Below are 14,628 nucleotides of genomic sequence, written 5' to 3'. Positions count from 1 at the left end.
CTTGAGCTACGCAAGGGCTCCGCTCAGCAGGCCTTGACCGCAACCTAATCACAAGAAAGAAACAGGAACAGATTCTACATCCAAACGGCCCGGATCAAGGGGCTGGGTCAATAGTCGTCCTCGTGATCGGCCTGCTTTTTGGCGTTGATATCACACCGTTTCTGAGTGGCGGAGGTCAGGTAGCACCTCCGCAGGCAAATGCGCCTGTTCAGATTGACGACGAAACCGAGGATTTTGTCGCCGTCATCCTCGCAGACACCAAAGTGGTCTGGGGCGAGGGTATCGCTACCACTCGTCAATGTCTGCTTCCGGGAAGCTGCGATGCAGCATTGAAACGCACACTCAGCGTCCGGAGAGGACCATCCTCAATGTTGGCTCGTCAACTCTGGCGTGGATCAATGCGGCGCCACCACATGACAGTTTCGAGCCCAACTCAGTCTTACTCGCTTGCAGCGGACGTCGGAAGGTTCAAGCGAAGCCACCACGTTGACTATTTGTATTCCTCGATTGTCTCTCTTGCCGCGTCGTCAATTGCCCCCGCGAGCAATTTGCCACCATCGTTGTCGCGAGTTTCTTCGAGTTCCTCGACAAACTCGTCTTTGAGGTCATCGAGACAGTCTTCCCGAACGACCGCAATGACATCATTCTGCGGAGTTGTCCCGCTGCTATTATCGCCATGTCACATCATGTCACCGCGTGGGAGTGTACCAAATGGGCGAAGTATAGGCGCGGTCCTGTTGCACCATTACCGCGTCTTCAGGTAGATTGAGCGGGCCGTAGAATGCTTCGTCATAGGCGAGCCATGACGGCGTCGGAATCTCCAGAACACGAACGTAGTAGTATGCGCGCTGCATAGGATCAAAGTCCGCATCTTCCCAATAACTGCCCAGTGCCGCTGCGCCGATGGTGTTCGTGTAGTCGGCGCCGTCAACCGTGCTGCCGACCTGTCCGAGTTTGCCGTCTGCGTCCAGAGTACGCACGCCTGACCAGGCGACATTAAACACCTTTGTTTGCGGCTCACCCTCCGCGTTCACCCAACCTTTTACGATCTGAATGCGGTCGAGGTTGGCACCATCCGGGTCACGCAAGGCGCGGATCATGAAGGTTGGCACAGCGCCCTCAGGACCGGCAAACAGATCGGCACCCATGGGCACGCCGCGCGCATAGCCGGTCTTGGCGAAATCCGGGCGATGTACTTCATCGGCGGTGAAATCCCAGCCGGCGAAGACACGTACAGTCATGCGCGGCCCGGTCGTGGCGTAGACTTCCTTGCGTTTGAAGGCGTCCCAGATCGCCTCGCGCGTGTTCTCCCGCGCCCAGGCAGCAGTGAGGCCGGAGGCCAGCGTTTCATAGTGCTTTACGGTGACCGCCTCACCCAAAAAATCGGGTTGCACGACATTCTCATCATAGCGCTCGTGACCTGATCCGGGTTCGCCCAGGGTTGCCTTTCCGAAGTAGTTGTCCTCGCGCGTGGTGGCAAGCGATGTGTGGCTGTCTGTCGATCCGATCATGCCGAACTTGAACGGATTGGCTCAGGTTTCCTCTTCGAATTTGAGGCCACGCGCCAAGGCTTGCCGTGCATACTCACGTGGCAGCATCTCGGGTGTCTTGAGCTCATTGCCAAAATTGCCCCGGTCCCAGTTGTAGTAGTCCGCGAACTCGTCATTCGGGCTCAGCATCGGGTGCGTCTCTCCATCGCCCTTGATTTGGGTCACTTCATAGAGCGGTTCCCAGCGCATGCGGCGCTCGGCATAGTCGAGGTCGATCGGCGCGCCGTTCATCCGCAAGTCGTCAAACATCAAGCCGTTCGATAGATTGCCGTTGTGTGCAAAGGCCATGACGCGGCCACCGGTATCCGCCTCGTATAGCTCCATCCAGTCCCAGAGATCTTCAGGATCGACGCTGTCGTAGTTCGAGAATGGGACCAGGTCTTCGACCTTGTCGGCATCGTCGCGGAACATCACGATGCGATGCAGGTTGTTCATGTCCGGGCTGGATGTCCACTCAAACCCGTGCAGTGCAGTGAAAATGCCGGGTTGGTTAAAGCGTTCGGCAGTGTCCACGATCCGGTTCCAGATGGTGCGGGTCAGGTCGTCATCGTCCAACGGGTCATTGCCAGCCCCCATCTCGGTTCCCCACATCACGTAGGCGCCGAACGGGTCCCCCCCCTTGACGCGATCATGGATTTTGCGACCCCACGGGATGGCGAGCAGACCCGGGTTCGACTCCTCGATCATTGGTGCGAGGCCGAGGTTCTCTGCATGGTCTGCCACGACAAGAAAATCTAGGGGGCGAACAAGCTGCGCGTAATCCCCAAGCGATGCCCGGACTTTCTCGCCTCGGGCAAAGCGAAAGGCCTCATCCGGTCCGAGAGAGTTGCCGAGCATACCGGCATCGGTCGAATAGGACGTGTGCAGGTGCGTATCGCCGAAGAAGACGCGGTTTGGATAGGACTGGTCGAGAAAAGGCGAATAGTGCTGCGCGCCCAGTGTCACATTTTCCGCGTCAACGGCAACATCACCTACATATCCTTGTGCGCATGCAGTGCTTGCCCAGAGGATTGCGACTCCCGCCGCCGTGATTGCTCTTTTCTTCATCTCAAACCCCTTCTTGGTTCAGTCTGCAGGTCGGATCGCTCGAAAAGTCCAGTCCCCTTCAAGAATTTCGGTGCGCGGTTGGTAGAGACGGATTGCATGGTTCCACCCTTGAGTGATTGGGATGCAATTAATCCGGCCATCCTCGCAGTGTCCGAAACTGATCGTCTATGGCAACCGCGCAATAAGCACGATTGTGCCTTCCTTCGTTCAGTTGTGTCACCGGACATTTTCCGACAAAATGACGCGACGCAACATGGTGACAACTCGCGAGGTTTCGCATGTCGTCGAGCTGCTGGACCATTATGCCGGGGCCAAAATTGTGAACGCCGCTATGGCCTCGACAGGGTTGGTTCGATCTGTTCTATCCCTGAAAACCGGCTTCGCCACTTATGCGACTGAAGGCATTCTGATCGAGACCGTCGCCCGGACAATCAGGGACCGGCATCTTGGCGCTTTGCTTGGTTCCGGGTTTCTTTCTCATCTCCGCTCCCTGGCGGTTACGATGAGCCAGAAACCCTCCCTTATCAAATCGACTTAAACTGTCCCATTTGCGCTGACGTCAGACAATGACGTGCATAACACCTTTGATTTTGCATGACAATTTCAGACAAGATTCTGATTAATTAGGGTACAGTAACGTGTACCTTACTTGAACAGCCCGCCCTGTCCGATCCGCCAAGTTTCAGGCCTGATCCCGTGGGTAAATGACCTGCAGACTGTCCGTTTGAAATTGACCAAAGCTCTTTTTCCATCTCCGCCCCGGCCATAGCAGTTCGGCTGTCAGATCGTGGGGGTGGTAGGCTGCCGTGTAAAGGGTTCCGAAACCCTGATCGAAAGCCAGCGAGTACAGCGGCGGTTTCAGGAAAGATCCGACAAAAATCTCTTTCGTCTCTGGGTGCAAAGTCAAGCGATGCAGAAGGAAACGCTCACGCTCGACCGTGGCGGTGAGACGTGCATGGCTTTTCCATTCCACGCGCTCCTGATGGTTGGTGGAAACAGCAGCATGGGTAAAAAGCGTCGGCCGGTCCGGTGCAAGAAACGCCGTAAAAAACTGCCGGTCCCGGTTCAGGACCGTAACGTTGTAGCTCATGTGGCACGGAACCCGTAGCAGAACCTCCTTCGCCTCTTCCAGCGTCGAACAGGTCTGCAAAAGGTATCGCAGGATCAGGGGAACCCCAAAGCCTTCGCCGACTGCGCGGCGGCCACCGAATGTTAGGGAAACGGTTAACCCAGCATCATTCATGCCATCCAGCAATCCAAACAAGCCATCCGAAGTGCCCATAACCTGACGCCCGTTCCAATCGGTCTTCAGGAAAATTCCATCAAAGGCCGAAGGGTTGTAGTCGTAGTTCCGCACCATCAACGGTTCTGGCCCCTGCCAAATCGCCTGGCTGCACCCGGCCAGATAGCGCGGCGGGCAAAAGAAGCTCAGGAACCGCGCCTCCAGATCGCCGGCGCCAAAGGCGGCACACAGCATGTCATAGGGCTCGAGCATTTCCGGCATATATGTTTTCAGGGCATGACGGCACTCGGAATATGTCGGGCGTGATGACAACCCTTCGCTTGCCCACCATTTAAGATAGGCATTTCGATATTCGGAGAAAATCCCGGACAGTTTCTGTCCGGGTTTCATTTCTTCTACGGCGCGAAAGGTTAGCTTCATGCACTCTACATAATCTTAAACGCCGGATCCTCAAATGCCTGAGCCGATGGCAGCGGACGTGCCGAGAATGCGTTCTTGATGCCATTGATCCAATGCTTCGACTTTGCCGTAAGCTGAAAACCCTTGGTCATCGACCTGCCCCGTGTAACGAGAATGCCCAGATCGGCCCCTTCGTACCGGTAGTCGCCAACATTCGATATCCTCAAAAAGAACGCTTCGTCTTCGCTTTCAACTGCACGCCGGTGATAATCGAACCGGTCGAATACCACCTGCCCGTCCGGCAACATCTTGTAGATCCCGGATTCTGGGGCATTGGTGATGATATCGACTGTGTCCTCGGTGTGCTTGATCACCATTTGCGACCAGGAATCGATCATGTCGGGATCGGCCCAGCGTGCGTTCAGCTCTTCGACGTCTAGGTTGAACGGTTTTTTCGAGAATTCCAACAGGTGAAACAGGAACAACGGCGCATCAGCATGCGCGAAAGCCGCGTGGTTGGTCATTGAGGACGCCCCCGTGATCCGGGGATTGAGCTCGCCCAACCAGATGTCGCCGGTCTTTTTGTCGATCAGGAAATCCAGTTCGAAATAGCCGCGATATCCTTCCTTGCGAAGTTGTTCGCCAAATTTGAAAGTCAGTTCCCGCGCTTTCTCGCGTGTCTTCGGTGGGAACGCGGTCGAGAAAATTTCGTTTCCGCACCAGCCTCCGCGATAGGGGGTCAGTTCCTTGAACCCGACAAGTTCCGTCATCAGGGGCCCGACAATCGTGCCTTCGGACGTGGCGCAGGCTTCAATCGCCGAACCCCGGCAGTCGATGCGTTTCATGATTTTGATTTCGCCCTGGCCCACGATCTCATGTTCGTGTTTGCGGAAATCGGCCTCGGACTTGATGAAAAAGGTAGTGTGGCCCGAATCTCCAAACGCGCTTTGCAGGACAAGATCATCGCCAAGCCCCGCTTTCTTGCAAACCTTTTTCAATTGATCGTAGCTATCGACCTTGGACAGCGTATTGGGAACCGACGGGACACCCGCCTTGTTTCCAACCCGAACTGTTTCGATCTTGTTGTCCATCTTGGTGCGCAGCTTCGCCTTGGGGAACCAAACTTCGCCGCCCAGTTCCTTGACCAGTTTTTCCGTCTTTTCGTCGAACATCAGGAAAACGAATTTCGGCTTGCCGCCGCGCGCCTTGACGTAATCGACAACTTCCTTGTGCTGAAGCAGATAGTTGTTGATGTCTTCGATCGACTGAAACTCGTCATGGGGAAGTTCGGAAGGAACCAGAACGTTGGGATGGCGTCCGTCAAAGCAATCCATATAGCAGATGTACTTGAAGTTCTTGACCCATTCATCCAGTCCGAGCAGGTTGAAATTGGTCGCCGAGACAAAGTATATCGGGTCCGAATTCGTGTGAAAGTAACGGCGGATCTCCGAAATGTTCTTGAGTACCTTCTTGGGCATTTAACCTCTCCCCTGAATTTTATTTTTTGACGGACTCCAAGGCCTCTTGTGTAAACACGCGCAGACCCAGGTCTTCGCGGAAACCGTGAATTTCACTGACGTCTAGCGCCCGCATGAATGACAGGATTTCCGGACTGATGACCTGACCGGGCACCAGAATCGGAAAGCCTGGCGGATAGGGAATTATGAAGCTGGACGAAACAAGCTCCTCGCCTGCTTCAAGCCGCGCCATCAGCTTGTCATCGGTCGGAATATAGTCACAGTTGTCCTCGTCATAAGCGAGAAAAAACGCGGTTCGGATATCGCCTTCGGGCGTATCTGATCCATCCCTGAAAGCATCGTGGAACCGGCTGAAATCCGGCAACGGCGGCACGTCTTCGACCAAAGCCTGGACCCGGTTCTCAAATGACCTGCGTTCCATCTTCGAGGCATCGTCCAGAAGCTCGTCCAGGTCATTGGCAATTTCGACCAACACTTCGATCAGGTAAGCGACCGAGGATCGGGTTGTCCCGATATTGGTCATGAACAGCACGGTGTTCCGCGACGTCTTGTTGATCTGGATGCCGTATTTGTCCATCAGGATCTTGGTCTTGAACGTGTCGCCGTCCCAGCCTGTTCCACCCACGGCCAGCGTTATGCGTGTCGGGTCTAGTACAAATTCGTCCTGGCTCCACATCGTCCACTTTTCGACCCAACCGTGATCGGGATCATAGTAAGCTTCGACACCGCTCTCCCGAAACTGTTCCGGGATCATTTCACCAGCGGTCACTACCTTGAAATACTTCTGCAAAACCGGATGGTCCGAGATGGCGCGCCGGATCGACATGGCTGTCTCGATCTGCTTTTGCACAAATTCGAACCCTTCCAGTTCGACCTGTCGGCGCCCCACGTCCAGCGAAGCGATGATCTGGTAGTTCGGTGAAGTCGAGGTGTGGGTCATGTAGGCCTCGTGGAAAGCTTGCTCCACCTCGCCTTTGAAATCCTGATCGTTGACGTGAATCATCGACCCCTGTCGCAATGACGTCAGGGTCTTGTGGGTCGATTGCGTGGCATAGACGCGGACGCGGGCATCGGGTGGCGGAATCAGCCGGGTCTCGAGCAACTTTTCGTGGCTCGCACCCTCAAGCTTTTCCTGCTGGGCCGCCCAGGCCCTGGCCGATTCCGGCGTGCGCAGCGTTTGCCGCAATACGTTGGCCACCCCCATGGCGGTGCGCTGGCGGTAGGTCGGGTCAAACCGTGCAAAACCGAACCAGGCTTCGTCCCATAGAAAGATCAGGTCCTTCTTGATGGCCAGACACTCTTCCATGACGCGCTGAACGTTGTAGACAACCCCGTCGAAGGTGCAGTTGGTCAACAGCACCATCCGCACGCGATCCAGCTTTCCGGCATCTTTCAGCTTCAACAGGGTGTGCTTGATCTCTTTCAGCGGTACGGCACCGTACATCGAATGTTCGTGCAGCGGATAGCTGTCCATATACACCACGCTCGCTCCGGCCAGAACCATGCCGTAATGATGCGATTTGTGGCAATCCCGGTCGACCAGAACGATGTCGCCGGGTCGGACGACCGACTGAACAACGATCTTGTTGCACGTTGACGTACCGTTGGTGGCAAAGAAGGTGTGTTTCGCCCCAAAAGCGCGGGCGGCCATGTCTTGCGCTTCCTTGATCGGGCCGCGCGGTTCAAGCAGGCTGTCCAGTCCGCCCGACGTCGCGGATGTTTCGGCCAGAAAGATGTTCGACCCGTAGAATGCCCCCATGTCCTGAATCCAGTGCGAGCGGCTGATCGATTTGCCACGGCTGATCGGCATGGCGTGGAAAACACCGGTTGGCTGCTTCGAATATTCTTTCAGGGCCGAGAAAAACGGGGTTCTGAATCTGCGATCGACGCCGCGAAGGATATTGAGGTGCAGTTCCTGAAAGTCTTCCTGATTGTAAAAGACCCGTCGGCAGCGGCCCAGGTCCAGCCCGGCAATATCTTCGGCTGAACGGTCTGTGACAAGATACGCGTCCAGTTCGGGTCGGATCTTCTCGATAAGCCGACAGGCCTCCGGTCCGTATTCATGCGGGTCGAGGCCGTCAACATCCTCGTCTTCGCTGACGCGCGTCAGGTATTGGTTCAGGATCGGAAGATCAATCTTCGATTTGAGCGACAAGCCCGGCCGGATCACGACGGCCTGAACGTTGTAGTTGAACAGAACCCCGATCAGGGCGTCCTCCAGAGACGGAACAATGACCGGTTCATAAATGAACGAATCTTCCAGCCGACGCATGCGCAGCAGGTTTTGCCGCAGGAACCTTTCCTGATGTTCAGTGACATCGTCTACGATCAGCACCTCGAAATAGGGCCGTCCCAACGCGCGGGCTTCCGGCGTCAGCGAGGCTTCGTCTTCGTAGTCCTCATTGTCTATTTCATCGGAAGACAGTGGAATCGACCGCCGCCTGTACGCGCCCGAGGTCAGCGCGCGTGCGATACGACGAACGCAAATCGACAGGTCCTGGACATTGCCATTTTGCAGAAGACGCCGCAGATGCTCGAAGGCGTGGATACCAGGGAACGCCCAATAAAGTTCGATCGGTTCCAGAACATCAAACAAATGTTCTGCTGTCGCCATCAGCTTCTGGCTCTGGCGCTTTTCCCTGCCATGCAGGGCGAGGCCTTCAGCAGCCTCTCGTAAGGCGCTCCATCGATCAGCGCGAAGTTGCGTGGCGCTGTAATAATCTCTTAGGGACGGCAACTTCTTCTTCTGCGAGTGCAAGTTCAATACCTGCCTCCTTTCTGTCGCGTCCGGATCAGCGCCGCCTCCTGATCCGTTTAATCCGAACCTGTCTTTCCGTGTAAGACAGAAAGGTTAGGCAGCGTCAGCAAATCTCTTTCCGCTTCTTCAATCGAAGTTCTGGGGTCGGATGCCAGCAATCCGCGATCCGAGCCCTGCCGGGGAATTTCCAGCGGCCCGAGTGTGTTCAGGTAAGCGTCGGCACCACTTGTGCGATCATAAACCGTGAAGTCTGCGTCTCGATCACGGAAGCTCTTGAGAACCTGCCCAAGCCCCTTAAGACCAGTTTCTCGTTGACGCCGCACCTGATCCAGATCGATTTCGATCGGGAACATGTCTTCCTGCCCGGCGGACTGATGCAACACCGTTGCCGACGGATCGACCACCAGCGAACGACCGACACCACCAGCCCCCAGACCATTCACGTCAATAACGTAACACTGAAACTGCGCCGCCGTCGCCCTTGCAATGGCCAGTTCCGCTTCGCGGTCAGTGGTCCCGGTCAGGACCGGGTGAAGAAGAACCTCAACACCTTGGCTGGTCAGTTGCCGTGTCGTTTCCGGAAACCAAATGTCATAGCAGATGGAAAGGCCAAAGCGCCCGACATTCGGCACATCAAAAACACAGAAATCAGTCCCTGCCGAAATCCCGGCCTCATACGGGCGGAAGGGAAACATCTTTGAATACTTGGCGACAATTTCACCATCGGGATTGATGACGACAGACGTGTTCAGAATACGTCCATCTTCGGTCTTTTCGAACATCGACCCGGGGATCAGCCAAATACCAAAGCGGCGCGCATCCTCCTGAAACTGCAATATTGCGTCATTCGGAAAAGGCTGCGCAAACCGGTCCAACGGCCCATAGGGCGCAAGTTCGGAAAACAGAACCATTTGAGTCCACGGGAACCGGGCCATCAGAATTTCAATACGGTGGCGCATCGCCTCGACGTTCGAATGAAGCGCTGCGACGTGCATCTGAACGCCGGCGATCGCAAATGGAGTCATATTGGGCATCTCTCCCGAGTAAGCTGTCTGATCACTTTATTTTCAGGTGAACCCCGTGACCAGCCTGTTTTTTGAGGGCCGCAGATTTCTGCCGCAAACTGCTTGATCGCTGGCACTCGTGAACCTGATGTGTCGCAAACATTTGGAACGGCCAGCACCAGCGACCTGGTGGACACACCTATCCTGAGATCTCGGCAAATAGCCGAAAGCCCGACGTCGTATTGCTGAGGCTTTGCTGCTTGCGGATCGTGTTGGCGACCTCGATGCCCTCCAGAGTAGCCGAGGCGGATTTGAACGACTTGAACCCGCACATGTGCCGCACGCGTCGTTTGATGAATCTGTGATCCTGCTCGATCAAGTTGTTTTGGTATTTGGACCTGATCGTCTGTACTTTGGCAGAGCACCCGAACCGCATCAGAATCCTGTTAACTTCTCGAATACCGGCTGCATTTGCACCACTCTTGTCTATGACGATTTTGATTGGGATTCCGTTCGACGATGGTGCTTTTGCAAAGAACCTGATGGCTGCTGGACGACTACGCCGAAGGCACTCAGCACTGGGATGGAAAAGCCCGGTCGCATTCGAACGGAAAGTGGCTTAATCGAGCACATGGGGCGGCACGAAAACGCGCCAGGAGGGCCGCAGAGATACCGAATTTCTTCAAGCTGCCCTCCTTTGTCATACGCTCTACCGTCAGGCGCTCCTTTTTCACGCCGTCACGTTGACACGTGAGAAACGTCCTTATCCGGTGAATAGATGTCCAGAATGTTCCAATGCCCGGTCGTCGGCGTCGGGTTGTTGATCATCGGCACGTCGAGAACCGTGGGGCGGCCAGAGGCAATGGCGGCCTCCAGCGCAGGCAGCAAGTCCTCGGCAGAAGTTACCCGCACCCCCTCTGCCCCATAGGCCTGCGCAATTTCCGCATAGCCCGGACCGTTGGTCGGCGCATCAGGCGAGCCGGGGAAGGTCGTGCCGTAGGTTAAGCCATAGTGCGCTTTCTGAAGGCCCGCGATAGTGCCGAACGCGTTGTTGTTCATCACCAGCCAGATGATGCCGAGGTTCAGTTCAACTGCCGTGGCCAACATCGACGGATTCTGTCCAAAACCGCCATCACCGACAAGGCTAAGGACAACCCTATCCGGCGCGGCTAATTTGGCTCCGATCGCACCCGGAGGGCCGAAGCCCATCGTGGCAAAGCCTCCTGGCGTGAGGATGGAACCCGGCGTCAGAATGTCGAACTGCTGACCGACGCCGTTCTTGTTCCAGCCAACGTCGGTAGTGATGATCGCGTCTTCGGGCAGCGCCATGCGGGTATCCGAGAGAATGCGTTCAGGCATCATTGGGAATGCGTTTGATGTCTGCATTTCGGCATTCGACGCTTTGAAGCTCTCGCGGAACGCGGCAATCTCTGCCTTCTTCGTCTCCCGAGCAAATCCTTCAGGGTACATCTCTTTGGCGACGCGGGTCAGGACACGCAGCGCTGCCTTCGCGTCCGCCACCACACCGATCTCGGTCGGGTAGTTGCGCCCGATCTCTTGCGGCTCGATGTCAATGTGAATGACTTTTGTGTCGTTGCCGTCTGCGCCGATGTTGAACGTATAGCCAGGGTACCAGCTCGAACAATCAGCCTCTTTGAAACGAGTACCAATTGCAAAGACGTAATCTGCGTTCAGGCAAGTCTGATTCACGAGCGAGGTGCCCCAGAAACCCGTCATCCCCATGACGAGAGGGTGGTTGTCCGGCAACGCGCCCTTGCCCATCAGACTATGGGCAACAGGAAGGCCCATGTGCTCGACAAACGCGCCCAACTCCTCCGAGGCTCGTGCTAGCAGAATGCCACCGCCGACGTAGGCGACGGGGTTCTCGGCTTCGGCCAGTGCCGTAACGATTTCACGCGCAGTCTCGTCTTCGATCGACGGCTTCTTGAGCGCGCGCGTGTTTTGCGCGACCCGGTCGAAACTGCCGGACGGGATCACCTCACTGAAGATATCCATCGGAACATTCACCAACACGGGGCCTGGCTGGCCACTTTCCGCGAGGTGGAAAGCCTTTTCCAGAATTTCCGCCATTAAGTCGGCGCGATCAACACGCCAGGCGCGCTTCACAAAGGGCCGGTAGATTTCCCACTGCGCAGCGTCAGCGTGCAGGTTAACCTCCTGATGCGGATGCTTACCGTAGTAGTGTGTCGGGATATCACCTGCGATCACCACCATCGGGATGCAATCGAGGGCAGCGTTGGCAACGCCGGTAGCGCAGTTTGTTAAACCGGGAGACAAGTGTGACAGCACCACCGACGCGCGCCCTTGCACACGGGCATAGGCATCGGCGGCATGACTCGCGATCTGTTCATGACGCACGGTGATGAAATCGATTGGGCTTTCCGCCAAAGCCGCCAATACCGCAATATTCGTGTGACCGCAGAGACCAAAAACGTGTTTCACCTCCCGCCGTTGAAGGAAGTCGACGATGTGTTCTGCGACAGTTTTTCCGTCCAGTTTGCTTCCGTCCATTACGCGACCTCCTGTCCATAGAACTCGCCGAAAAGCTCTTCTTCCGAAGGCCTATCTTCAGGGATCGGGCGGCTGACCCAAGTGTAGTTCATCATGTGCTTCATGGTGACGTTCTCGTTGGTGATGTTGCCACCCCAGACGCCACAACCAAGTGACGAGGTCATTGGCATGCCGTTGGTCCAAGCGCCAGCATTCGCTTTGGATTGCGGCTGGCGCACCATCATTCGGCTAACCGGCGCCAAACGCGCCAGCCGGTCGATATTCTCATCGTTGTGCGAATAGATGCCGCAAGAGTGACCTTTGCCGCTGGTGTTGTAGATGGCGGAAACAGTATTGAGTGCATCGTCAAAGGTCTCGAAATGATAAAGCGCCATGAGCGTCGTGAGCTTTTCCTTCGAGAACTTGTGCTCGGACCCGATCTGCCCCTGATTTTCCACCATCAAGAACTTTCGATCCTCTGGAATCGAGAAACCCGCTACGTCTGCCGTTTGCTGTGGACGGCATGCAATCGTTGGGAATGTACGGTTGCCCTTTTCGTCCCACATCACCTTTTCCAGCATCGCTTTCTCCTCAGCGCCACACAGATAGCCGCCCTCGGCCTCCAATGCGGCAACCATCCGGTCGTAGATGCTTTTCTGGATGATAATGTTGCCATCGGCCGAGCAGCCCGAGCCAAAGTCGGATGTCTTCGAGATGCGTGTGTTTTGCGCCGCGATATCGATGTCTGCCGTTTCGTCGATCACGATGGAGGAGTTGCCTGCACCTACACCGTACGCCGGCCGGCCACTAGAATATGCTGCGTGCACCATGGGCTTGCCCCCCGTTGCCAGCGTCAGGTCACAGATGCTCATCAGGTACTGGGTGAGCGGGATCGAGGGTTTGCGAACCGCCTGGAACAGGTCCTCTGGTGCTCCAGCAGCGCGGCACGCGGCGCGCATCACCTCAGTCATCTCCCACGTTGTCTGCGCTGTGCGTGGATGTGGGCTAAAGATCACTGCGTTGCGCGCATTGGCCGATGATACACCAGTTACTGGCGGCGTCATTGCAGGGTTGGTCATTGGGATTAGTGACGCTATGACACCCACCGGCTTGGCATATTTGACCAAGCCTTTGGCCTCATCCACTTCGACAATACCGGTTGACGGCGTGCGCAAGACATCACGCAAGACCATCTGGATCTTAAAGCGTTTCGCGGGGCGACCGTTGCGATCGCCGATGCCACTTTCATCGACACCCTGCTCCGCCAGTCGCGTGAATGTCTTCTCATTGCCCGCATACCAAGCAATAGCCTGGCTCAGTCGGTCCAGCTGATCTTGGCTCCACGCTTCAATCTGCGATTGGGCGGCACGGGCACGCTCCAACATGCCATGGGCCAGAATCTTTTCGTCTTCTGTCAACTCTCTTGCCACTACGGCTTCCTCTCAGTGTTTCTATGTTTCGGGATCAGGCCGCAAGCGGCTCAGCCACGCGGCGTTTGGAACGGGCGGCACCAAAGGTCGCTTTGGCGTGGGTTAAGCACCGGCGGGCGTGTTCTTCGTAACCAAGTTCCGCCACGCGGCTCTGGTTGGGCAGTTCGATGGAGTAATTCATCGGTGGGCAGCGTTCGATGATGCCGGCAAAGTCGATCCACCCTTCGCCTGGGTAGAGACGCGCATCACGGGCCAGCTGGATCATGCCCTCGCGTGTGTCAGCAATGCCGGGCAAGCAGTCAGAGATGTGCAGGAAATGCAGCCACTCAGGCGGCACATGCAGAAGCTCGCCCAAATCGACGCGGCTGAGATGCAGGTAAAGCGTGTCTACAAGAATGCCGCCGTTCGGCCGATCGGCGGCACGTACAATGTCAAGCACCTCATCGAGCGTCCTCAGGCGCGAGAAAGACGGAAACTCAAGGTCAATGGTCAGGCCATAAGGCGCGGCAAGATCGCAGGTCTCGGCATAGACATCCAAAAGAAAATTCCGGTCGTCCCGCCGCGTGGTCCAGGCTGACATAATCATGTGACGCGCGCCTAGCTCGCCACCGAGTTCGAGCGCCGCCTCAAAATCACGTGGATCACAATCCTCAGTGATACGAGCCAGTTCGATATCAAGGACCTGAAGTCCCGTGGTTCCAAGTGCGGTCATGGTGGCCTGCACCTGTGCTTTGTCGAGCGGTGATTGGGTGAATTCGCCGGGGACGTTCATGGTGATGAAGCGCGGACTGACAGCGTCGTAGCCAGCACGCGCGGCGATGTAGACCAGTTCGGCGGGGGTGCAGTTGATCAAGGTCAGATGCGCAAGGGAATAGAGCGGTTCTCCGCTGTTGGCTTGCATGGCATCTGACATGGATGGCCTCCCGCGACTGAGTCTCTATCTTCTCATCAAATACAAAATATCTGATATTTTGTAAATCATCAATTTACGAGATTTTCACCCACGCACTACCGGCATCATTCGACCGCACACACGCATCAATGAACCTTACGCCTTCTGCCCCTTGGGCAACACGGGGCATACCAAGCCATCCGACTGGCAAATCACGACCATCCCTCCGCGCAGCCACGGCCATGGCAAACTCGGTATAGAGATTGCCCCAGGCCTCGATTATTCCTTCCGGAAAACCCCGTGCGGTTCGGACAAG

Annotated in this window: 9 protein-coding genes and 3 pseudogenes; 2 read left to right on the top strand and 10 right to left on the bottom strand. The window is 56.1% G+C overall.

Annotated features, from left to right (window positions below):
- Window positions 1-47: 47 nt before the first annotated feature.
- Window positions 48-764: a neutral zinc metallopeptidase gene (locus AC2FND_RS17000; RefSeq protein ID WP_496771032.1), complete on the top strand. Its 717-nt coding sequence runs from the start codon at window positions 48-50 to the stop codon at window positions 762-764.
- Here the strand turns inward: AC2FND_RS17000 and AC2FND_RS16995 are convergent.
- Window positions 690-2,597, bottom strand: a pseudogene (locus AC2FND_RS16995) (DUF3604 domain-containing protein). The gene AC2FND_RS17000 and the pseudogene AC2FND_RS16995 overlap by 75 nt on opposite strands.
- A 238-nt stretch (window positions 2,598-2,835) precedes the next feature.
- Here AC2FND_RS16995 and AC2FND_RS16990 point away from each other — a divergent pair.
- Entirely contained in the window at window positions 2,836-3,135 is a 300-nt protein-coding gene (locus tag AC2FND_RS16990; RefSeq protein WP_496771031.1) for a hypothetical protein, read from the top strand.
- Between the two features lie 144 nt (window positions 3,136-3,279).
- Here AC2FND_RS16990 and AC2FND_RS16985 read toward each other — a convergent pair whose 3' ends face one another.
- The 9 genes and pseudogenes from AC2FND_RS16985 to AC2FND_RS16945 all read right to left on the bottom strand — a co-directional run.
- Entirely contained in the window at window positions 3,280-4,260 is a 981-nt protein-coding gene (locus tag AC2FND_RS16985) for a C45 family autoproteolytic acyltransferase/hydrolase (RefSeq protein ID WP_496771030.1), read from the bottom strand.
- A 5-nt stretch (window positions 4,261-4,265) separates the two neighbouring features.
- Window positions 4,266-5,717, bottom strand: coding sequence for a biotin carboxylase (locus tag AC2FND_RS16980; protein WP_496771029.1), 1,452 nt, complete (start codon window positions 5,715-5,717; stop codon window positions 4,266-4,268).
- A gap of 19 nt (window positions 5,718-5,736) precedes the next feature.
- Complete coding sequence (locus tag AC2FND_RS16975; protein ID WP_496771028.1) at window positions 5,737-8,481, bottom strand: aminotransferase class I/II-fold pyridoxal phosphate-dependent enzyme; 2,745 nt, start codon at window positions 8,479-8,481, stop codon at window positions 5,737-5,739.
- Window positions 8,482-8,531: 50 nt separating this feature from the next.
- Window positions 8,532-9,500, bottom strand: coding sequence for a carbon-nitrogen hydrolase family protein (locus AC2FND_RS16970; protein ID WP_496771027.1), 969 nt, complete (start codon window positions 9,498-9,500; stop codon window positions 8,532-8,534).
- Window positions 9,501-9,678: 178 nt separating this feature from the next.
- A pseudogene (locus AC2FND_RS16965) lies at window positions 9,679-10,044 on the bottom strand (DDE-type integrase/transposase/recombinase); the annotation flags it as partial.
- 173 nt (window positions 10,045-10,217) lie between these two features.
- The gene (locus tag AC2FND_RS16960; protein WP_496771026.1) at window positions 10,218-12,011 is read right to left on the bottom strand and encodes a thiamine pyrophosphate-binding protein; all 1,794 of its coding nucleotides are present in this window, start codon (window positions 12,009-12,011) and stop codon (window positions 10,218-10,220) included.
- Window positions 12,011-13,420 carry an aldehyde dehydrogenase family protein gene (locus AC2FND_RS16955; RefSeq protein ID WP_496771025.1) on the bottom strand — a complete coding sequence of 470 codons (1,410 nt, stop codon included), beginning with the start codon at window positions 13,418-13,420 and terminating at the stop codon, window positions 12,011-12,013. Before AC2FND_RS16955 ends, AC2FND_RS16960 begins: the two co-directional genes overlap by 1 nt.
- Before the next feature lie 34 nt (window positions 13,421-13,454).
- Window positions 13,455-14,333: a sugar phosphate isomerase/epimerase family protein gene (locus tag AC2FND_RS16950; RefSeq protein WP_480508060.1), complete on the bottom strand. Its 879-nt coding sequence runs from the start codon at window positions 14,331-14,333 to the stop codon at window positions 13,455-13,457.
- 73 nt (window positions 14,334-14,406) lie between these two features.
- Window positions 14,407-14,628 (bottom strand): annotated as a pseudogene (locus AC2FND_RS16945) (Gfo/Idh/MocA family protein); the annotation flags it as partial.

The organism is Ruegeria sp. BHSB056 (assembly GCF_059613305.1).
Note: the sequence above shows the minus strand (reverse complement) of the source record. Positions and strands in the feature narration are given on the sequence as shown.

Bases quoted from the DNA above. Each gene is read 5' to 3' on its own strand.
- AC2FND_RS16970 (WP_496771027.1), bottom strand. From the start codon at position 9,500: ATGACTCCATTTGCGATCGCCGGCGTTCAGATGCACGTCGCAGCGCTT.
- AC2FND_RS16990 (WP_496771031.1), top strand. From the start codon at position 2,836: ATGACGCGACGCAACATGGTGACAACTCGCGAGGTTTCGCATGTCGTC.
- AC2FND_RS16950 (WP_480508060.1), bottom strand. From the start codon at position 14,333: ATGTCAGATGCCATGCAAGCCAACAGCGGAGAACCGCTCTATTCCCTT.
- AC2FND_RS16960 (WP_496771026.1), bottom strand. From the start codon at position 12,011: ATGGACGGAAGCAAACTGGACGGAAAAACTGTCGCAGAACACATCGTC.
- AC2FND_RS16985 (WP_496771030.1), bottom strand. From the start codon at position 4,260: ATGAAGCTAACCTTTCGCGCCGTAGAAGAAATGAAACCCGGACAGAAA.
- AC2FND_RS16980 (WP_496771029.1), bottom strand. From the start codon at position 5,717: ATGCCCAAGAAGGTACTCAAGAACATTTCGGAGATCCGCCGTTACTTT.